21 protein-coding genes are annotated in these 19,876 nt (G+C 69.5%); 12 read left to right on the top strand and 9 right to left on the bottom strand.

Features of this window, described 5'->3' with window-relative positions:
- Nucleotides 1–60 precede the first annotated feature (60 nt).
- Entirely contained in the window at nucleotides 61–1,053 is a 993-nt protein-coding gene (locus OG828_RS33735; RefSeq protein WP_328503282.1) for an Lrp/AsnC family transcriptional regulator, read from the bottom strand.
- 141 nt (nucleotides 1,054–1,194) lie between these two features.
- Here OG828_RS33735 and OG828_RS33730 point away from each other — a divergent pair, with 141 nt between their 5' ends.
- From OG828_RS33730 to OG828_RS33695, 8 genes are all read left to right on the top strand, one after another.
- Nucleotides 1,195–2,340 carry an extracellular solute-binding protein gene (locus OG828_RS33730; protein ID WP_328503281.1) on the top strand — a complete coding sequence of 382 codons (1,146 nt, stop codon included), beginning with the start codon at nucleotides 1,195–1,197 and terminating at the stop codon, nucleotides 2,338–2,340.
- The gene (locus OG828_RS33725) at nucleotides 2,337–3,218 is read left to right on the top strand and encodes an ABC transporter permease (protein WP_328503280.1); all 882 of its coding nucleotides are present in this window, start codon (nucleotides 2,337–2,339) and stop codon (nucleotides 3,216–3,218) included. The genes OG828_RS33730 and OG828_RS33725 overlap by 4 nt, the downstream gene beginning before the upstream one ends.
- Entirely contained in the window at nucleotides 3,218–4,066 is an 849-nt protein-coding gene (locus OG828_RS33720) for an ABC transporter permease (protein WP_328503279.1), read from the top strand. The genes OG828_RS33725 and OG828_RS33720 overlap by 1 nt, the downstream gene beginning before the upstream one ends.
- Nucleotides 4,063–5,115, top strand: coding sequence for an ABC transporter ATP-binding protein (locus OG828_RS33715; protein ID WP_328440811.1), 1,053 nt, complete (start codon nucleotides 4,063–4,065; stop codon nucleotides 5,113–5,115). Before OG828_RS33720 ends, OG828_RS33715 begins: the two co-directional genes overlap by 4 nt.
- Complete coding sequence (locus OG828_RS33710; protein ID WP_328503278.1) at nucleotides 5,112–6,005, top strand: sugar phosphate isomerase/epimerase family protein; 894 nt, start codon at nucleotides 5,112–5,114, stop codon at nucleotides 6,003–6,005. Before OG828_RS33715 ends, OG828_RS33710 begins: the two co-directional genes overlap by 4 nt.
- The gene (locus OG828_RS33705) at nucleotides 6,002–7,171 is read left to right on the top strand and encodes an aromatic ring-hydroxylating oxygenase subunit alpha (RefSeq protein ID WP_328503277.1); all 1,170 of its coding nucleotides are present in this window, start codon (nucleotides 6,002–6,004) and stop codon (nucleotides 7,169–7,171) included. The genes OG828_RS33710 and OG828_RS33705 overlap by 4 nt, the downstream gene beginning before the upstream one ends.
- Nucleotide 7,172: 1 nt before the next feature.
- Complete coding sequence (locus OG828_RS33700; protein ID WP_328503276.1) at nucleotides 7,173–7,934, top strand: class II aldolase/adducin family protein; 762 nt, start codon at nucleotides 7,173–7,175, stop codon at nucleotides 7,932–7,934.
- 290 nt (nucleotides 7,935–8,224) lie between these two features.
- Entirely contained in the window at nucleotides 8,225–9,298 is a 1,074-nt protein-coding gene (locus tag OG828_RS33695) for an AraC family transcriptional regulator (RefSeq protein WP_328440808.1), read from the top strand.
- Between the two features lie 20 nt (nucleotides 9,299–9,318).
- On the opposite strand, the gene OG828_RS33690 is transcribed toward OG828_RS33695, so the two are convergent.
- From OG828_RS33690 to OG828_RS33680, 3 genes are read right to left on the bottom strand one after another with little or no spacing between them, the layout of a single operon-like run.
- Nucleotides 9,319–10,731 (bottom strand): aldehyde dehydrogenase family protein, encoded by a 1,413-nt coding sequence (locus tag OG828_RS33690; RefSeq protein WP_328364992.1) that lies wholly within the window; start codon nucleotides 10,729–10,731, stop codon nucleotides 9,319–9,321.
- Complete coding sequence (locus tag OG828_RS33685; protein ID WP_328440806.1) at nucleotides 10,728–11,606, bottom strand: SDR family NAD(P)-dependent oxidoreductase; 879 nt, start codon at nucleotides 11,604–11,606, stop codon at nucleotides 10,728–10,730. Before OG828_RS33685 ends, OG828_RS33690 begins: the two co-directional genes overlap by 4 nt.
- Nucleotides 11,603–12,949, bottom strand: coding sequence for a flavin-containing monooxygenase (locus tag OG828_RS33680; RefSeq protein WP_328503275.1), 1,347 nt, complete (start codon nucleotides 12,947–12,949; stop codon nucleotides 11,603–11,605). Before OG828_RS33680 ends, OG828_RS33685 begins: the two co-directional genes overlap by 4 nt.
- A gap of 192 nt (nucleotides 12,950–13,141) precedes the next feature.
- Between OG828_RS33680 and OG828_RS33675 the strand changes: the two genes are divergently transcribed.
- From OG828_RS33675 to OG828_RS33660, 3 genes are all read left to right on the top strand, one after another.
- Entirely contained in the window at nucleotides 13,142–13,561 is a 420-nt protein-coding gene (locus OG828_RS33675) for a TetR family transcriptional regulator (RefSeq protein ID WP_328503274.1), read from the top strand.
- Between the two features lie 682 nt (nucleotides 13,562–14,243).
- Nucleotides 14,244–14,786, top strand: a complete 543-nt coding sequence (locus OG828_RS33665) for a hypothetical protein (protein ID WP_328505070.1) — start codon at nucleotides 14,244–14,246, stop codon at nucleotides 14,784–14,786.
- Nucleotides 14,708–14,899, top strand: coding sequence for a response regulator transcription factor (locus tag OG828_RS33660; RefSeq protein ID WP_328372404.1), 192 nt, complete (start codon nucleotides 14,708–14,710; stop codon nucleotides 14,897–14,899). The genes OG828_RS33665 and OG828_RS33660 overlap by 79 nt, the downstream gene beginning before the upstream one ends.
- Before the next feature lie 144 nt (nucleotides 14,900–15,043).
- On the opposite strand, the gene OG828_RS33655 is transcribed toward OG828_RS33660, so the two are convergent.
- A complete protein-coding gene (locus OG828_RS33655) occupies nucleotides 15,044–15,151 on the bottom strand; it encodes a LuxR C-terminal-related transcriptional regulator (protein ID WP_443060216.1) in 108 nt (35 codons plus the stop codon).
- Between the two features lie 143 nt (nucleotides 15,152–15,294).
- Here OG828_RS33655 and OG828_RS33650 point away from each other — a divergent pair, with 143 nt between their 5' ends.
- Nucleotides 15,295–16,416 (top strand): IS630 family transposase, encoded by a 1,122-nt coding sequence (locus tag OG828_RS33650; RefSeq protein WP_328499797.1) that lies wholly within the window; start codon nucleotides 15,295–15,297, stop codon nucleotides 16,414–16,416.
- Here the strand turns inward: OG828_RS33650 and OG828_RS33645 are convergent.
- From OG828_RS33645 to OG828_RS33630, 4 genes are all read right to left on the bottom strand, one after another.
- Complete coding sequence (locus OG828_RS33645; RefSeq protein WP_328503273.1) at nucleotides 16,413–17,066, bottom strand: hypothetical protein; 654 nt, start codon at nucleotides 17,064–17,066, stop codon at nucleotides 16,413–16,415. The two genes, OG828_RS33650 and OG828_RS33645, sit on opposite strands and share 4 nt — an antisense overlap.
- Nucleotides 17,067–17,121: 55 nt before the next feature.
- On the bottom strand, nucleotides 17,122–17,931 hold the full coding sequence (locus OG828_RS33640) for a glycoside hydrolase family protein (RefSeq protein WP_328440801.1): 810 nt from the start codon (nucleotides 17,929–17,931) through the stop codon (nucleotides 17,122–17,124).
- Nucleotides 17,932–17,970: 39 nt separating this feature from the next.
- The gene (locus tag OG828_RS33635) at nucleotides 17,971–18,468 is read right to left on the bottom strand and encodes a CAP domain-containing protein (RefSeq protein WP_328503272.1); all 498 of its coding nucleotides are present in this window, start codon (nucleotides 18,466–18,468) and stop codon (nucleotides 17,971–17,973) included.
- Between the two features lie 133 nt (nucleotides 18,469–18,601).
- Nucleotides 18,602–19,855, bottom strand: a complete 1,254-nt coding sequence (locus tag OG828_RS33630; RefSeq protein ID WP_328503271.1) for an ROK family transcriptional regulator — start codon at nucleotides 19,853–19,855, stop codon at nucleotides 18,602–18,604.
- Nucleotides 19,856–19,876 lie beyond the last annotated feature (21 nt).

The raw sequence follows: 19,876 nt of genomic DNA, 5'->3' as shown, positions 1-19,876 counted from the left end.
GCATCGCGGAGGGCCGTACATGCTCCAGTCCGGCTCGGCCCCGCGGCCCGGCCACGGCCGTCAGTCGGACTTCGGTGGCGCGTAGTCCTCCTTCATCAGGCGCAGATGGGTCCAGGACTCCACCGAGCGGATGCCCGGCACCGCGCGAAGTGTCTCCAGGAAGGTCAGTTCGCCCTCGGCGGAGTGGCTCGCGGCGGTGCCGATGGCGTCGCAGCGGCCGATGGTGTGGGCGAGGTATTCCACCTCGGTCAGGTCGCCGATGGTTTTGAGGGCGTCGGCCGCGTGGTTGCCGTCGAGGGTGAGCTGGAAGCCGCTGAGCCTGGTCGCGCCCAGGGCATCGGGGCGGACCCGGGCGCCGATGTGGACGGCGCCGGAGTCGAGCAGACGTAGCACCCGGGTTCGGGCGGCACTGGTGGACAGGGAGACGGCGGCAGCGAGCTCCGCGAAGGGGGTGCGTCCGTCGCGCTGGAGGTTTTCCACCAGGGCGAGGTCGACGGCGTCGAGGGCTGCCACCTTGGACGGACCCGGCGGGAAGTGGGAGTGCTGCACGATCGCGGTGTACACGGCGGTGCGGATGTCGCGCACGCCGGGCAGCGCGGCGATCCGGCGCACCGCGGCTGCCAGGGCCTCCTGGTCGGCGCTGCGCACCTCGGCGACCAAGGGGAAGTGCCCGGCGACGACCGAGACGTACACGGCGTCGTCCATGGCGCACACCTGCTCGGCGACCGGCAGGACCGGGCCGGCGACGTCGACGGTCACGTGGGCGTAGGCCGTGCGGCCGAAGACGGACGGGTGCGCGACGCCGACGACGCGTACCACGCCCGCGTCCAGAAGGCGCCGCAGCCGCGCCCGGGCGGCGGGCCGGGACATGCCGAGTACCAGGGAGAGCGCCTCGTAGGTGACGCGTCCGTCGCGGCGGACCTCGGCGATCAGCGCGTGGTCGGCGGCGTCAAGGGCGATCTGCGGCATGGGCTCCTCTTGCTGGTGCGACGGTGCGACGGTGCGGCGGTGCGGGCCGCGGGCGCTGTCGTGGGCACGGCCTGTGGTCTCCACGATTCCAGGCCCCATGTTTCAGCCACGTAAGAATCTGCGGCTGATTTATTTCTGTGCCACAACTTCGGAAGTACGCGACCTAGTCTACTTCCACTTCGTTCGCCCCCTCTCGGTTTCACGGCCACTTCGCAGGAGGCTCCAATGCCCCACCCTCCCCTCAACTCGGCGTCGCGGCGCCGGTTCCTCACCCGGGCCCTGTGGGCCACCGGCGGCGCCCTCGCCGGGCCCGCGCTGCTCTCCGCCTGCGGCTCCGACAGCGACACCGGCAGCGGGGGTGACAAGGCGGGTTCGGCCACCGCACCGGCCGACGTGGATGCCAAGTGGCCACGGATCAGATCCCGTCAGGTGGTCGTCGCCGGGTTCGGCGGCGAGACGTACGACATACGCCAGGAGCAGTGCTTCGACCCGTACAGCGAGGTCTCCGGGGCCAGGGTCGTGCAGGCCGCGTGGGACTACGGCAAGTTCCTGTCCATGCTGGAGAGTTCGAGCCCGGCCTGGGATCTCATCGACTTCGACGGCTACTCGGTCGCCGGGCTGATCGAGGCCGGCACGGCGCCGGGCAGGCTGGCCGACTGGGTGCGCCGCTGCGACCTCGTACCGAAGGCGTACCAGGACTACTGCGCGGGCGGCTACGCCTGGAGCCAGGTGATGGGCTGGTCCACCGAGCTCGACGCGACGCCCACCGGCTGGGCCGACTTCTTCGACACCAAGAAGTTCCCGGGCAAGCGCGCCTTCCCCAAGTCCCTCTACATGGGGGCGATGGAGCTGGCCCTGCTGGCGGACGGTGTACCCAAGGACAAGATCTATCCGCTCGATTTCGACCGCGCGACCGCCAAGCTCGACGAGCTCAAGTCGCACATGATCTTCTACGACACCTACGCCCAGGGTCAGCAGTACATGGCTCAGGGCAGCGCCTCGATGATCGCCACGTCCAGTGCACGCATGATCCAGCTCAAGAACGACGGCAAGCCGGCCGACTTCACCTTCCAGGACGCGATGCTCTACCCCTGGAGCGCGTTCACGATGCCGCAGAAGCCGCAGAACGCCGATGCGGTGAACGCCCTCCTCGACTACATGTCGACACCCGAGCAACAGGCCCTGATAGCGAAGAAGATCTATCTCGGCCCCACCGTCTCCAAGGCTCTCGACCTGCTGAGCGACAAGGAACTGGCGCTCACGCCCAGCGCGCCCGACAACGTCGCCAAACAACTCTCCGTGGACGTCGACTACCTCGGCACAACGGATGCGACGTACGTGGAGAAGTTCACCTCGTGGGTGGGCGCATGACGGCCACCCTCCTGACCGATCCGGCGAAGGCGCACAGCAAGGTCAGGACGCACGGTTCGCGCAGCGGGGCGCGCTGGCTGTTCCTGCCGCCGCTGGCCCTGCTCCTGTTCGGACTCGCCGGGCCGCTGGTCGCGGTGGTGGTGGCGGGCAGTGCGGACCACGGTCCGGTGGAGATGTTCGCCGAGCCGTTCCGCAGCGAGCTGTTCCTGCGCGCCGCGTGGCGCACGCTGTGGCTCGCGACGCTGGTCACGGCGTGCACGGCCGTGCTCGGCGTGCTCTACGCGCTCGCGCTCGGCATGTCCCGCAAGGCGCTCGGCCGGGTCCTGTTCGGGGTGCTGTTCCTGACCTTCTGGATCTCCCTGCTCGTGCGGACGTACGGCTGGGTCCTGGTGCTGCAGCCGCAGGGCGCGCTGGACGCGCTGGCCGAATCGCTCGGACTTCCCGAGGGCGGACTCGGCCTGTACCAGACGATGCCCGGCCTGGTCCCGGCGATGGTCCACATCATGCTGCCGTACGTGGTGCTGCCGGTGTACGCCTCCCTGCGGTCCCTCGACCCGGCGCAGGTGCGGGCGGCCCGGAGCCTGGGGGCAGGTGAGTGGCTGGTGCTGCGCACGGTGGTCCTTCCGGCGCTGAGGCCGGGGGCGGCGGCCGGGGCGGTGATCGTGTTCGTGATGTCGCTCGGCTTCTACGTCACCCCGGCGTTCCTGGGTGGTCCGGGCAGCCAGGTGACGGCGACCGTGCTCGGCACCGAGTTCGGGCGGATGCAGAACCTGGGCGGGGCTGCGGCCATGGGCGTCGTGCTCCTGGTGGCGACGCTCGGGCTGTATCTGGTCGCCGACCGGTTTCTGCGGATCGGCGAGCAGTGGGAGCGGATCTGATGGACGACGTGAGCGCCGAACTGCGCCTCTCCTTCCGCCGCCTGGGGCCCTGGGCCGCCGCGGCAGGGGTGCTGGTCGCCCTCTTCCTGCTGACACCGCTGCTCGCGATCGTGCCGATCGCGTTCAGTGCGGACCGCTATCTGACCTTCCCCCCGACGGGGTTCTCGCTGCGCTGGCTGACCGAGGTGTTCACCGACCCCGACTGGCAGGCGGCGTTCGGGCAGTCCGTGTACACGGCCACCGTCGCGACCGTGCTCGCCGTCCTGGCCGGCACGGGCGCGGCCCTGGCCTTGCCCCGGACCCGGCGCGCCACCCGGCTGCTGCGCACCGTGCTGCTCGCGCCGATGGTGGTGCCGCCGCTGGTCCTCGCGCTCGGCCTGTACCTGGCGGTCGACGACCTCGGCGGCAGCGCCGGCATCCGCACCCTGATCCTGGGCCAGGCCACGCTCGCCGCGCCGCTGGTGTACGTGTCGGTGGCGGCGGGGCTCAGCAAGGTCGACCCGGCACTGTCGCGGGCCGCGCGCGGTCTCGGGCACGGCTGGGTGTCGGTGCTCCGGCGGGTCGAACTCCCGCTGGTGGCACGGAGTATCGCCGGGTCCGCGATCCTCGCGTTCGGGCTGTGCTTCGACGAGTCCGTCCTGTCGTACTACCTGGCGCCGCCCGGCGAGGAGACCCTGCCGACCCTGCTGTGGCTGGACGCCGGCCAGCAGGCCTCGCCCGCCATCGCGGCGGTCAGCACGCTGGTGATGGGGATGGCGGTGGCGCTGCTCGGGCTCGCCGTTCTCCTCGCCCGCCCTCGCCCCGCCCCCGTATTCGTCACCAGGATCCTGAAGAGGAGGACGTCATGAGTGTGTCCGTCGAGATCGACGCCCTGAATGTGAGCCTGGGCGGCTCCCCCATCCTGCGGGACGTGAGTCTGGCCGTACCCGCCGGTTCGTTCGTCACCCTCCTGGGGCCGAGCGGCAGCGGAAAGACGACCACCCTGAACGTACTGGCCGGATTCACCGAGGCCACCTCGGGCCGGGTCCTGCTCGGCGGGCAGCCGCTGACCGGCGTACCGCCCGAGAAACGCGACATCGGCATGGTGTTCCAGAACTACGCCCTCTTCCCGCACCGCACCGTCGCCCAGAACATCGAATTCCCGCTCCTGGCAAGGAAGTTGCCCGCATCTCAGCGGCGTGCGCGGGTGGACCGGGCGCTGGCGCTCGTCCACCTCCCTCAGGCCGGTGGCCGACGGGTGCAGTCGCTCAGCGGCGGGCAGCAGCAGCGGGTCGCGCTCGCCCGCGCCCTGGTGTACGAGCCGGCGCTGCTGCTGCTCGACGAGCCCCTGGCGGCGCTCGACAAGCAGCTGCGGGAGGCGATGCAGTACGAACTGGGCCGTATCCAGCGGGAGACGGGCACCACCACGGTCGCGGTCACGCACGACCAGACCGAGGCCCTGTCCCTGTCCGACCTCGTCGCCGTCATGAACGGCGGCCGCATCGAGCAGATCGGTACCCCCGAGGAGGTCTACCACCGTCCGGCGACGCCGTTCGTGGCACAGTTCCTCGGCGAGGCCAACCTGCTGCCGGTGCACGCGGGACGTGTCGAGGCCCTCGGGCTGCCCGTCGAGGGCGCGCCGGACGGGTCCACGGTGATCCGGCCGGAGGATCTCGCCCTCGCCCTCGGGGAAGGGGCCGCTGCCACTCCCGGCATGGTCGAGCAGGTGGTGTTCCAGGGGCCGCGCACGCGGGTCACGGTGACCGTGACCGGGTGCCCGAAGCCGCTGGTGGTGTCCGTGCCGGCCGGTGGACCGATACCGGCGGCGGGGGACTCGGTCGGCCTTCGCTACCGGGGCCCGGGCGCGCGCACGCTCAGTGATCCGCCGGCCGACCGGGCATCGAAGATCGCCGCATGAGCCGTCGTACGCTGTCCGTGTTCCAGTCCCTGTGGGCGATGGAGGGCCTGCCCTGGCGCGGCGCCCGCGCCTGGTCCCTGGACGAGCGCGTCACGCGGATCGCCGAGGCCGGATTCTCCGGAGTGGGGCTCGACCTGCACGCCCGCGAGGCGCCGCTCGCCGCCGACGTGGCCCCGCTGCTCCGGACGTTCCGCCTGCGCTCCCTCGTCACGGCCTTCGTCAACGAGCGCACACCGCTCGCCACCAGCCTGGAGTACGCGCAGACGGTCGGCGCCGAACTCGTCGTCGTATGCGGCCAGTTCTTCCCGGACGACCCCGCTGAGGCGGCCGGCCTGGTGCGCGCCTGGCGCGAGGAGACAGAGGCGGCCGGCTTCGCCTTCCATCTGGAGACGCACCGCTACACGCTCACCGACGACCTCGCCTTCACCGACCGGCTGGTACGGGAACTGCCGGACGTACCACTCTCCCTGGACCTGTCCCATTACGTGGTCGGGAATGAGCTGCCGGATCTCCCGGACGACCGGGTGACGGACATGATCGGCCGTCTGCTGGCCCACGGCTCCTCGCTCCAGGGCCGGGTCGCCACCCGTGAACAGGTCCAGGTGCCACTGGAGTTCGCCCAGCACCGGGCGCAGGTGGACCGGTTCCGCGGGTGGTGGGGCGATGCGATGCGCTGCTGGCACCGGAGCCTGCCCGACGACGCCGACGCCGACGCCGACCTGGTCTTCCTGTGCGAGCTTGGGACGACCCCGTACGCCATCACGGGCGCGGACGGCACCGAACTGTCGGACCGGTGGCGGGAGTCGCTGCTGCTCAAGACATGGGCCGAGGAATTGTTCGCGACAGCACAGCAGGAACAGGGACAAGGTCAAGGACAGGAGACCCCATGACCGTCAGGAACCCGACGGGTCCGCTCGACGGACGCCCCGTCGGCCGCAGCATCCTCCCGGCCGATTCCTACACCGGCGGGGAGGTCTTCGACGCCGAACGACGGGTGATCTTCGAGGACAGCTGGGTGTGGGCCGGGTTCGCCCACTGGCTGGCGAAGCCCGGCAGTTCGCGGCCGGTCACCGTCGCGGGCCGACCCCTGCTCCTGGTCCGGGACCGCGAAGGCACCCTGCGGGTGTTCCACAACCTGTGCCGGCACCGCGGGATCGTGCTCAGCGAACAGCCGAGCACCCGGGGCAGGCTGCGGTGCCCGTACCACTTCTGGACGTACAACCTCGACGGCTCACTCTGCGGCACCCCGTACTGGGACCGCACGAAGGGTTCGGGGCCGGACGACGACGTCCGCGCACAGCTGGGGCTGCTGCCCGTCGCGCACAGCGAGTGGGCCGGGATGATCTTCGTGCACCTCGGCGAGCCGACCGGGACCGTCTCCCTGGAGGAAACGCTGGCACCGCTCGCCACGCGCTGGGCGCCGTACGACCTGAGCGCGCTGCATCTCGCCGAGGAGCGCGCGTACGACATCGACGCCAACTGGAAACTGGTCGTGGAGAACTTCCTCGACTTCTACCACCTGCCCTTCGTGCACCCGCAGGTCGGCCCCGCGGCCACCCTCCTGGACATCGAGGACCTGGCATTGTCGCCCGGGATCGTCGGCGGCTACTACCCGCGCGGCGCCGCCGCGAAGGCCTCCGGTCAGACCGCGGCGGGCGGCTCGGGCACGGTCGCGCTGCCGCTGCTCGGGAAACTGCCGGGCGAACTGCGCGACCGGCAGGACATCTTCTGCGTGTTCCCGAACGCGCTGCTGTTCCTGGAGGCCGACTTCTTCCAGGTGATCGCCCTGGAACCGGTCGCGCCGGACCGCACGGCCGAGCACATGGCGGTGTTCGTGGCGCCCGAGGCCGCGGCGGACGTGTACGACACCGCCCGCAAGGGCCTCTGCGAGGTGCTCTTCGAGGTCAACGACCAGGACCTGCCGGTACTGCGCGCACTCCAGCAGGGCCGCCACTCCCCCGCGGCCGACCGCAACCACCTGGTGCCGCACTGGGACCAGGTCACCGCGCGATTCCAGCAGCTCATCGCCACCGCGCTCCACCAGGACGGACACTGACATGACCGAGGCAACCGACATGAGCGAACCGGAACTGCGGCGCCAACTGGCCGCCGTCTACCGCCTGGTGGCGCACTTCCGGATGACCGACCTGATCTTCACCCACATCTCGCTGCGACTGCCGGGACCGGAACACCACTTCCTGATCAACCCGTACGGCCTGCTCTTCGAGGAGATCACCGCATCATCCCTGGTGAAGGTCGGCCTGGACGGGAAGCCCGTCGAGGACACCCCGCACCGGGTCAACCCGGCCGGCTTCGTCATCCACAGCGCGATCCACGCGGCCCGCGACGACGCCCGGTGCGTACTGCACACCCACACCAGGGCCGGGTGCGCGGTCGCCGCCCAGAGCGGCGGCCTGCTGCCCGTCAACCAGATAGCGATGGAGTTCTACGACCGGGTCGCCTACCACGACTACGAAGGCGTCGCCCTCAACCTCGCCGAACAGAAACGCCTCGTCGCCGACCTCGGGAACCGTCCCGTGATGATCCTGCGCAACCACGGCCTGCTCACCGTCGGCACCACCGCCGCCCAGGCCTTCCTGCGCATGTACTACCTGGACAAGGCGTGCGAGATCCAGACCACCGCACAGGCCGGCGGCGGCCCGCTGGCGCTGCCGCCCGCGGACGTGTGTGAGTACACCGCCCGTCAGCTGGCAGGCGAGGACGTCGCTGCCGACTTCACCGACGACGGCGCCTACGACCTGGCATGGGCGGCCCTACTCCGGCTCCTGGACCGCGTCGCTCCCGACTACCGGGACTGAACGGCTTCCCTGGGCCTGCGGCGGACTCCACTCGTCGCCGCCCAGGCGTCTGTGGACGAACCCCGGCGCGGTGCGATAAACGACGCCGCGTTCCGGCTCATCGTCCCGCCGAGGCCTGACTGACGCGCCATTGCGGGGCCTCGGACTGACCGAGAGATACCTGGCGGCGATGGAACGCCGCGGCGGCGGGCACACGGACGCCAGGGGCCGTACAGGGGACTTGGGGGGCCAGGCCCGCGACCGGTGATGCCCGGCTGCCTACAGTGGTCGCCGAGGAGAAGGTGAGTGCGATGTCCCTTGCCCCCGACCCGGAGAACCCTCCGGGGACCAGCCGCAGCACATCGGCGACGATCCAGCCGAACATCCTGCGCTGTCTCGTCACGGTCGCCGACGAGCGCGGCATCGATCTGCGGCCCCTGCTGAAGCAGGTCGGGCTGGACGAGACGGTCATGCGCTCCGCCGCACTTAGGGTGTCGTACCGGCAGGGCAGCGCGGTGATCCGGCGTGCTCTCGAGCTCACCCGGGACGAGCGCCTGGGGCTGAAGGTCGGAGCGGCACAGCACCTGACCGCGTGGGGCCTGCTCGGCTTCGCCCTGATGGCCGATGACACGCTGCGACACGCCATCGAGACGGGAGTGAAGTACCAGAACCTGTCCGGGGCGATGGTCGTGTGGTCGGCCGCCACGAGCGAGCAGGACGACGCCTTCGTGCTGCGTGCCGACCTCCCCGATCCCGCCATGGACCCGGCCGTGGCGTCCTTCCTGAGCGAGGAGGCGTTCGCCTCCGTGGTCGCCCTGTCGCGGCTGGCCGTCGACCCGGCATTCGCGCCACGGGCAGTGGAGTTCTCCTTTCCGCCACCGCGCCAACTCGACCTGTACGGCGTCCTGTTCCGCTGTCCGGTCCGATTCGGCGCCGCCACGAACCGGATGCTCATCGACGCCACGTGGGCTCGTACCCGGATGCCCGGCCGGGATCCGGTGGCCTACGCATCGGCACTGGAGATGCTCGACGCGCAGATGGCTTCCCGCCGCGACCAGCAGGACCTACTGGAGGTTCTGGAGATCTCCGTCGCGCAGAGCCTGCCGGTGATCCCCTCCTTCGCTGAACAGGCACGGCGGCACGCGACGAGCGAACGGACGCTGCGCCGCCGACTGGCCGACTGCGGCACGACGTACGAGGCTCTCGTCGAGGGAGTACGCCGGGAACGCGTCGAACAGCTGCTGCTCCGGCGGGAACTGACGCTGCGTGACATCGCCCGCCGGGCAGGATTCTCCGACGAGCGCGCGCTGCGCCGTGCGGTACGCCGCTGGCACGGTACCTCCCCGGTCCACCTGCGAGAGCGGATGCGTACGGATCGCTCCTAGGACAGGGCCCAGGCCCGAGGTCAGTGTGTGCGGATCCAGACCGTCTTCTCCCGGGTCCACTGGTCGAAGGCGTTGGTGGACTTCTCCACGCCGCCGAATCCGGACTGCTTCCAGCCGCCGAAGGGCGTGGTGATGTCGCCCTCGCTGTAGGCGTTCACGGAGATCACTCCGGCCTCGATGCCGCGTGCCAGCCGCAGCGCGCTGTCGAGGTCGCGGGTCCAGACCGAGGCGGCGAGCCCGTACTCGGTGGCGTTGGCCATCCGCACCGCCTCTTCCTCCGAGGCGAAGGCCTGGACGGTGACGACGGGCCCGAACAGCTCCTTGGTGAGGACGTCGCTGCCGTCGGGGGCGCGGGCGATCACGGTGGGCGGGTAGTAGGCGCCGTGTGGAGGCAGACCGTGGGGCAGTCCCCCGGTGTGGACCTTGGCTCCGCCGGCTCGGGCGGCCTCCACGGCTCCCGCGACCCGGTCGAAGGCGGCACGGTCGATGAGCGGCCCCACCTGCGTGCGCGACTCGGACGGGTCACCGATGACGAGTTCCTTGGCCGCGGCCGTGAACCGCTCCAGGACCTCCTCGGCGATACTGCGGTGGACCAGGACGCGGGAGCCGGCCGTGCAGTTCTGCCCCGTCGTCAGGAACGCGGCCTCGATCATGTTGTCGATCAGCTCGTCCCCGTAGGCGAGCGCGTCGGCCATCAGCACCTGGGGGCTCTTGCCGCCCATCTCCAGCGAGACGCGCTTGAAGTTGCTCTCGGCGGCTGCCGTGAGGACGCGGCGGCCGGTCGCGGTGGACCCGGTGAAGGAGAGCGCCCCCACGAGGGGGTCACGGGCGAGGGCCACCCCGGCTTCGGAACCGTACCCGGGCAGGACGGTGAGCACCCCGTCGGGCAGGCTGGCCTCGGCGGCGAGCGTGGCCAGGTGCAGGGCCGAGCGCGGGGTTGCCTCGGCCGGCTTGACCAGCAGACAGTTGCCCGCGGCCAGGGCGGGTCCGACCTTCCAGGCGGTCATGGCCAGCGGGTAGTTCCACGGCAGGATCGCCGCGACCACCCCGATCGGTTCGCGGCTCATGAGGCCCAGCCCGTGGGGCCCGCTCGGCGCGATCCGGCCGAAGACCTTGTCGGCCGCCTCGGCGAACCAGCGGATCGACTCGATCGCGCCCGGTACGTCGCCCGTACGGCACTCCGTGATCGGCTTGCCCGCGTCCTCGCTGTCCAGCCGGGCGAGGATCTCGGCGTCGCGTTCCATCAGGTCGGCCAGCCGCAGCAGCACCGCGGCGCGCTCCCGGACCGGCAGCCGCGACCACACTCCGGCGGTGAAGACCTGCCGGGCCCGCTCGGCGGCCTTGGCTATGTCGTCGGCACTCGTGGCGGGCAGGGTGGTGATTGGCTCCCCGGTGGCGGGGTTGACGACACGCAGCGTCTCGTACGTGGTCATGCTTCCTCCACCAGCTCCCAGTGGCCGTCGGTCTGGCGGGCCAGTCCGCGTCGGCGAAGTTCTTCCAGATAGCGGGCCATGCCGCGATCCCCGCGCTTGCGGAACAGCGGGAAGATCATGGGCAGCAGGTTCGGTGCGAGCATCGCGAACCGCACCAGACGCGATTCACCGGTCCGGGGATAGGCCTCCAGGCGGGGCTTGTCCAGCAGGCTCACCACGGCCGCAACGACGTCGGCGGGCCGTTGAGGCCGGTCCTGGAACTGCATGGAGTTGCCGCCGTCCACGGCCTCCTGACGCAGCATCCGGGTGTCGGTCGCCGACGGCAGCACCGAGCCGGCCTGGATTCCCTTGCTCCGCAGATCGAGGCCGATCGCGAGCATCGCGCCGCGCAGCCCGAACTTGGAAGCCGTGTAGATCGGGGTCTCCCCCAGGGGGAAGATCCCGCCGAGGGAGACGGTGGTGACCACCCGAGCGTCCCGGGAAGCCAGAAGCAGGGGAATGGCGATCCTGGTGGCAATCAGCGGGGACGTCAGATTGAGAGTGATCTCCCGCTCTATGCTCTCGACGCTCCGCACGTCGAAGCGTTCCGCGCTGGTCATACCGACGTTGTTGACGAGGACGTCGAGGCGGCCGTAGGCATCGGCGACCAGCTCGAAGAGGCGCTCGACCTGGGCGCGGTCCATCAGATCGCAGCCGATGCCCGTGTGCCCGGCACCGGGCAGGTCGGCGGCGACCTTCCCGGCCCGGGCCTGATCGATGTCGACGACGACGCAGCGGGCGCCGCCGGAGGCGAAGCGGTGGCACAGCGCACTACCGATACCGCCCGCGCCGCCGGTCACCAGCATGACCTTGTCGGTGAAGTCGAACCTGCTCATGCCGCGGCCTCCGCGCGTCGCAGGGACCGTACCGGCGGCGGCTGACCCTCGGTGCGCCAGCCCATCTCCCTCGCGACCTTGCCCAGGTACTTCACGAAGGCCGCGCTGTCGACGTAACCGGTGTGGCGGGGCGACTCGACGAACTTCAGCCCGCCGGTCAGGTCCGGGCGGTCGACACGGATCCTCCGGGTGAACCGCTCGGCGTTCGGCAGCCGGTGCCGCGCGTCGTGGATGTACCCGGCGATCAACTGCGCCTGGGTGTCGAAGAGCTGGTACGCGCCGGAGTTGGTCTCGATGAAGCCGATGCCGAACAGGCCCTGGTGCTCGCGCGAGAACGATGACAGGTAGAGGTCGGGATGCTGCTCGTCGCCGAAGTACTGCTGCGCTACCGGCACTTTGTGGACGTAGCCCGTGGCCAGCAGGATGAGATCGAAGTCGTCGCTCGTGCCGTCGGTGAAGTGCACGGTCCTGCCCTCGGTGCGGGCGATCCCGGGCTTGGCGGTGATGTCGCCGTGCTGGAGGTGGTGGATCAGCATCGAGTTGATGGCCGGGTGGGTCTCGAACAGCTTGTGGTCCGGCTTCGGCAGCCCCAGGCGCGTCGGATCGCCGTTGATGACCCGCAGGAGAGCGCCGAAGACCCGCTGGGCCAGCCACATCGGCAGATGCGGCCCGCTGTTGGCGATAGTGTCCACCGGCCGGCCGAACAGGTGCTTGGGGATGAACCAGTACCCGCGCCGCATGCTGATCACCGCGTGGTCCGCCGTCCGGGCCGCGTCGCACGCGATGTCGCACCCGGAGTTCCCCGCCCCCACGACCAGAACCCGCTTTCCGCGCAGCTCCTCCGCGCTGCGGTAACCGACGGTGTGCCGGACCTCTCCGCTGAACTCCCCGGGGAGTTCGGGGGTGTTGGGGTGCCACTGCGAGCCCGTGCACACGATGACCTGTCCGTGCACGCTTGCCCGCCCGTCGGCCCGGGTGACCGTCCAGGTGCCGTCCGCGTTCTTCTCGACATCGGCGACCTCGACGCCGAACTCGATCCGGTCCGTCAGCCCGTAGGCATCGGCGAAGGACCGCAGGTACGACAGGATCTGCCGATGCGGCGGATAGTCCGCGAAGTGGCCAGGCATCGGGAAGCCGCCGAATCCCGACAGGGTCCTGCTGGAGATGAAATGGGCCGACTCGTACATCGGGCTCCCGGGATTCTCGATGTCCCAGATTCCGCCGGGCCCGGTGTGCCGCTCAAGATGTGTGTACGGCAGATTCCGCTCCGCCAGAGCCCGCGCGACCGCCAGTCCGGCGGGTCCCGCCCCGATCACACACGTGTCCAACTGGTTTTCCTTCACGAGCCTGCCTCCTCGTTCATCCGCTTTTCACGGGTGTGGGAGGCAACGTATTCACCCGCCGTTCAGCGCGAACTGACCCACGCGGCCACAGACAGGACCTCAGCGGCCGTGCCACTGCAGCATCCTCCGTCAGCACAGCGCCTGATTTGTTCGATCGACTTGTTCATAGGACTTGGTCGCTACGATGCGGTCATGGCTCACGGTCCCGCGGCCGAGCGCCGTCCTCAGCTGATCAAAGCGGCGATCACCTTCATGACGAGGGAAGAAGTCGCGGCCGGAAGCACTCGTGCCATCGCCGCTGAGCTGGGGGTGGCTCAGGCCACGGTGCGCTACACCTTCGGCACGAAGGAAGGGCTGTACCGCGCTGTCATGGAGCAGCTCACGCAGGACCTGATCGCCCAGGTCGAGGCGGCCGAGCCCACCGGACAGCAGCTGGCCCAGCCCGCGGAAACGATCGCCCGGTTCTTCCTCGCCGGGTTCGACGGGCTCACGATGCAGCGCCTCTCTCATCCCGATGAGAAGGCCGAGCACACCTGCCTCCAGACCTTCGTGTCCGCCGTGGTGGCCATGGCCGGCGGTCGGCTGGAGCTGGTGTCCGTAGCGGCGAGCTGACAGCTGCCGGACGCATGCCCAGCCGGCGCGCTTCTCGGTGTGAACGGCGGCGGAGAACGCACTCCTGAGGCGCCGCGTCGACGCCTGCGTCACGTTCGCCCCGCTCCAGGACGTGACCGGTGTCTTCGAGCTCGCACCCGCGGTTGCGCTCAGCGTGAGGCTCACCCACGGTGGCGACGCACTTGTGGTCGATGGCCTGGACGGCATCGGGGGCCCATGACTGCTCCTTCCTCAGATCCGATCGGCAGGAGCCTCGGTGGCGACATGGTTGCCGCATCCGGACCGAGCCGCCCTGCTCGGCGTCGTCGACGGTGCCGTAGACGCGCTCTCCGACGACCCGGGTGAAGGAGCGCGGCACTACATCGCGTCGCTCGCTCGTCCTGAGGGGCAGCGCCGGCGATCTCTGCCTTGCACAGCGAGGTCTCACAGGTCAGGCCATCCGGTGGGGCCTGTCACAACGGCGTGGCCATCGACGCCTTCGCCGTCCGGATGACGCTCGTACCCGCGGTGCTCGCCCTCGCCGGGCGAGGCGCCTGGTGGCTGCCGGCCTGGCTGGGCCGGATGCTGCCCGACCCTGAGTCCATCCGATGGGCTCGCGGCGCCGACCGCATCGTGAGCCCACCCAGGAGCGGACCGCCACCGCCCGAACCCCCACTCCTCCAGGCGACCCGAAGGACGAACGATGCACCGGGTACTCCTGACGGGCGGGCCTGCTCTCCTACGCGGGGCCCACGCGCGCGTCATCGAGGACTCCACCCTCCTGACCGTTCAGGCGCAGATCCCCGACCTCGCCAGTGCTCTGGCCCAACTGCCTTCCCTGAGGCCGGACATACTCCTCATCGACGCCATGGCCATGGCTTCTTCCCCGCGGACCACGACACTGCCGTCCCTGCGCCGAGCCGCAACCCGGACCACGCTTGCCATCATCGGTGAGACACCCGCCGAGAAGGCCGGTTCGCTCCTGCGCGTCGGCGTCACCGGCATCCTCGGCCAGCAGATGGAAGCCGCTGCCTTCGTGGTGGCTCTCGACCTGATCAGCCGGGGCGGGACGGTCATCTCCTCGCCATCCACGGTCACGAGGATCTCCGCCACCCCTCCCAGTCCTACACTCGATCAACTCTCCGCAGGGAACGGCAGGTACTCGCCCTGGTCGCGACCCAGCCCGACAACAGCACGCTGGCACGCCTGCTGGGCATCAGCCCTCTCACGGTCAAGTCCCACGTGAACCGGATCCTGCGGAAGCTCGGCGCTTCCTCCCGCGCCCACCTCGTCACCACCGCCTACGAGAGCGGACTCGTCAGCCCCGGGCCGCCGATCGACCGCACGTGCGCGTACTGAATCACCGGATCACGTTTCTACGATGCCCTCCGACCGACGAGTGGAGAGACGAGCGAGCCGCTCAGCCCTTCGCAGGGAGCGGTAGGCAGTAGGCGACGACGACCTGCGTGCGGCGCCGACCCCGTAGGGGTCACATCTCCCCCGTTATGAGGGACCGATGGAGGCGATGCCGGTCTTGACCGTGAAGGGGGTGATGAAGAGGTGCTCGGCGATCTCGTCGTTGGTCAGCCCGGTGGCGACCAGGGCCAACACCGCCCGCCGCGTACCGCGACGGCGAGGGCCGACCCCCTGGGAGGCCGGCTCCGCCGTCGAGTACCCCGACGGATTCGCCGTCCGGGTGTGACTACGGCCGCCGTGCTAGTGTCCTGCGCCAGTAGTTGATCGTTAGTTGGTGTGTGACTTCTACTGCTGGTGCGTCAGTTCCTCGTCGGGGCCCGAAGCTGCAGCCGTTGCTGCTGTCTGATGACGAGCGGGCGGTGTTGGAGCGGTGGACGCGTCGGGCAACATCGGCCCAGGCCCTGGCCCTGCGAGCGCGGATCGTGCTGGCGTGCGCGGGGCCGGAAGTACCGCCGATTGTCGCGGTCGCCCGCGAGTTGCGGGTGGCCGCGGACACGGTCCGCAAGTGGCGGCGGCGCTTCCTCACCCAGCGGCTGGACGGACTGGTCGACGAGCCCCGACCGGGCCGGCCGCCCACCATCAGCGTCGATCAGGTGGAAGCCGTCGTGGTCACCACGCTGGAACAACTGCCCAAGAACGCCACCCACTGGTCGCGGAAATCGATGGCGCAACACAGCGGCCTGTCGAAGTCCACGGTCGGCCGGATCTGGCGGCAGTTCCAGCTCAAGCCGCATCTGGCGGACACCTTCAAGTTGTCGACCGACCCGTTGTTCGTGGAGAAGGTCTACGACGTCGTGGGCCTGTACTTCAACCCGCCCGAGGGGGCGGTGGTGCTCTCGGTGGACGAGAAGTCGCAGATCCAGGCCCTGGACCGGTCCCAGCCGGTGCTGCCGATAATGCCGGGCATGCCCGAGCGGCGCACCCATGACTACGTGCGCAACGGGCTGACCACCCTCTTCGCTGCCTTCGACGTCGCCACCGGTGAAGTCATCACCGCCCTGCACCGTCGGCACCGGGCTGCGGAGTTCAAGAAGTTCCTGATCCGGATCGACAAGGAGGTGCCCGCACAGCTGCAGGTCCACCTGATCGTGGACAACTACGGCACCCACAAGACTCCAGCGATCAAGGCCTGGCTGGCGAGACACCCGCGCTTCGAGCTGCACTTCACCCCGACCGGCTCCTCCTGGATCAACCAGGTCGAGCGGTGGTTCGGCTACCTCGCGCACCAGATGATCCGCCGCGGCGCACACAAGAACATCCAAGCCCTCGAGGCCGACATCCGCGCCTGGGTCAAGGACTGGAACGAAGACCCTAAACCGTTCATCTGGACCAAGACCGCCGAAGAGATCCTCGACTCCCTCGCCCGCCTCTGCCGACGGATCTCTGGCGCAGGACACTAGCAGCCCATCGCCTTCACCTGGTCCGCGAAGGAGTCCACCAGCTTTCGCTCGCCGGCCTTGGTGTACTCCTTGTTGTCGAACGGCAGGAACACGTTCCTGCCGAATTCGATGTTGCGGTTCTTCACCTCGAGTACGAGGCTGAACCTGGACGGAACAACTCCGTTGTCGTTCTTCTTGTAGTACGCGGCGACCCCGAGGTTGACGATCTTGTAGCTCGTGTTGCACTGCAGGGTCTTGCGCTCCACGGACTTCAGGATCCTGTCGGCCGACTTGGTGACCGGGACGACGTTGGCGCGGTGGCCCGCACCTCTGACGCCGGCCGGAATCAGCCGCGCGCCGACGTGCCCGGGACCGCCCCACTCACCCACGGTGGTCTCGCACGCACTGGGCTTCGGGTCCCGATCGACACCCCCGACCCGGATACCGGCGTTGGCCGGCCTGCCCAGCTTGTCCGTCCTGTAGGTCTGCAAGGAGGGGCCCGCGGGGTCCGTTCGATAAGTGTGCTTCTTCTGGAGGTACTTGGCGCAGGGGATCTGCGCCGCCGCCTCCGAGTCGGCGTAGGCGGATGAGCCGGCGCCCGCCATCACGGCGAGAGAGGCAGTGGCGGTCAATACCGCCAGGACACGCCCCTTGGGCTGACGATTGCGCATTTCGCGTCCTTTCCTAAAAAGGGAAGAGGGGATCGAAGAGAAGAGGGGAAGCTCGTTACCGCGCAGCGCGGTAGGCGGCACCCACGCGGTTAGCATTCGCACCGTTGTAGAGGCCGGTGCCATGGCCGCGCTGCGTGGAAAGCGTGAACCACGCGTACCGCTTGACGTACGGTAGTTTTTCCAGCATGGCGGTCGATTTCTTCACGAAGGCGGCCTGCCGCGCCTTGGTTGGATACTTCGGCGTACCGGTGGAGAAGTCGATCAGCGCGTATTCGGTCAGCCAGATGGGCTTCTTGTAGCGCTGGTGCACGGCACGGAGGTAGTTCTTCAAGTGGCCGGTCGAGGCTTGGGCGTTGAAGTCCGAGCCGTACCAGTGCAGGGGAATGAAGTCGACACGGTATCCGCGGGCCGCGGCGCCTTTCATGAAGCGGTCGAGCCAGCCGCCGGCCAGGTCACCGCCGGTGGCCACCGCGGGTGCTCCGAGGCGCATTCCGGTCGACTGCAGCCGGGGCCACAGATCGAGCGCCTCCTGCACGGACATCTTCGCCTGGTCCGCCCGGTCGGGTTCATTGAATCCGAGGAGGTTCTTGCCCTGTGCCCTGGCCCGTTTGAGATGAGCGTCGGTCACGAAGTCGCGGCCCCAGATCATGGGCACGAACTCGACGCCCGGCGGGGGCTTGATCTTCTGCTTGTCCGAGGCCCAGGTGTAGAACCAGCCGACCTTCGCGTCGGCCATCGCCCCGGTCACCCCGTTGAATTTCCAGGCGCTGATGCCCTTCTTCTTCACCGCGACGGCGGATGCGCTCGCGTCGGCCTGACTGCTCCCGGTGGAGGTGAGCATGGTCAGGACGGCCAGCAGCACCACGAGTAGGCGCAGCTTCCGCATGGCTTTCACGCTCCCGTGTCAGAACTTGGCGCCGAAGTCCTGCGTCCAGTAGGTCCCGTGCGCGGTACCGGGCTTCTTCACGTAGCCGACGCCCAGGTGCTTGAGCGAGCAGTTGAGAATGTTGGCCCGATGCCCCGGGGACCTCATCCAGCCCTTGACGACCGCAGCGGCGCTCTTGTCACCCGCGGCGACGTTCTCCGCCAGCGCACTGAAGCCCGTGTAGCCCGCCGCCCTGGCCCTGGTCACCATCGTGCTGCCGTTGGAGCCGTCATGGCCGACGAAGTTGTGCCTGGCCATGTCTGCGGAGTGCCGCTGGGCGGCCTTGGCGAGCGCGGGGTTCTTCTTCAGCTTGGGGCAACCGGCCTTGACCCGTTCGGCGTTCGTCAGCTTGAGCACGCCGGCTCGCAATGATTCGGCGGACGGTGTCGCCGATGCCGAGGCGGCGGAGGTGGCCGACAACGCGGTGGTGGCCGCGGTGACCGTCAATACCATGGCGAGGTACCTGGGTATGCGCATTCTTTCCGTTCCCATCTGGTCGGAATTTCGGGTGATGAGCAGCCCAAATGGCGCGAGCCGAGCGCCGATTCGACTCATTTGAGCTTTCCATTCCAGATGGAATGCGGTCAATTTAATCCGGTTCTGCCGGCCTTTAATTCGCGCGCAGGCCGCCCGACATCCTGACCGCCGCACCAAGGCCCTTTCCGACGGAATGCGAAGGAGCCCTGCCGGGCTGCCGCAGGAGTGACGCGGCCCCGAGGGCGGCGGCGTGGTCGCCCAACTCCGCGGGCCGGACGAGCAACGACGGCCGCGAGCCGCACCGCACGACGTTTGCCAGCAATTCGCGCCGCACCGACTCCATCAGGGTCGGACCGGCGGTGACGAGTTCACCGCCCACGACGACCATGCCAGGTTCGAGCGCGTTGACCAGACCGGCCAGCACCCTTCCCACATGGGTGCCTGCCCGCCGTAGCACCGCGTGGGCGGCCGGATCTCCGGAACCCAACGCGGCCACCAGGTCCGTTAAGTCCGCCCCGGGTCGGTACGCGTTCAGCATGGCCGTGGTCGACGCGACGGTCTGCAGACACCCCTGGCCACCGCAGGGGCACTGCGCGCCTCCGGGCTCTGCGGTGATGTGCCCGAACTCCCCGGACCGGCCGTGCGCGCCACGGTGCAGCACGCCACCGCTCACCAGCGCCCCACCGACAGGGTCCGAGAGTTCCAGGTAGAGCACGTCTCGCTGTCCCTGGGCCGCGCCCCAGACCGTCTCGGCCAGGGCCGCGAGCCGCGCGGCGTGGTCGAACCGCACCCGGGTGCCGAAGCTCCGGCCCATCATCACCGCCATCGCGCGCTGGTCGAGCGCGGCGGGCGAGTCGGTTGCCGGGCCCGTCACCGCGACTCCCACACCGTTCAGGGCGTCGAGTCGCAGTGGTCCACCGGTCAGGGTGCCGGCGAGTCGACGTGCGATGGCGATGCGGTACGGCCACGGGGCCGTGGGGGAATGCGCTTCACACGCCGTACTGATGGCGTCGTGCCCCAGGGAGTGGTGCGCCAGGTCACGGCGCTCCAAGTGGTCACGCCGCAAGTCCTCGCGGTCCCCCACCACCGCCACCACGCGAACCGTCCGCCGCCCGAAGTCGATCCCGAGCACTCGGCCGGCCTCCGGGTTCAGAACCAGCTTCTCCGCCGGGCGCCCCCGCCTGCGCGGAGTGCTGTCCGGCACCGCGGCGATCACCTGGCCACTGTCCACGAGCCTGCTGACGACCTCGTACAGCGTGGTGCGCGACAGTCCGGACAGCTCCCCCAGCTCGCTCCGTGTCAGCGGGCCGAACTGGCGCAGCAGGCGCAGCATCTGGTCGCTGTACTGTCCCCGTGCCCATGTGGTGTTGCGTGTTGCGTTCGGCACTTCTGCCCCCCCTTCTTGCGG

The organism is Streptomyces sp. NBC_00457, assembly GCF_036014015.1.
Taxonomy (GTDB): domain Bacteria; phylum Actinomycetota; class Actinomycetes; order Streptomycetales; family Streptomycetaceae; genus Streptomyces.
The sequence above is the reverse complement of the archived record's forward strand: the minus strand, read 5'-3'. Positions and strand labels throughout refer to the sequence as shown.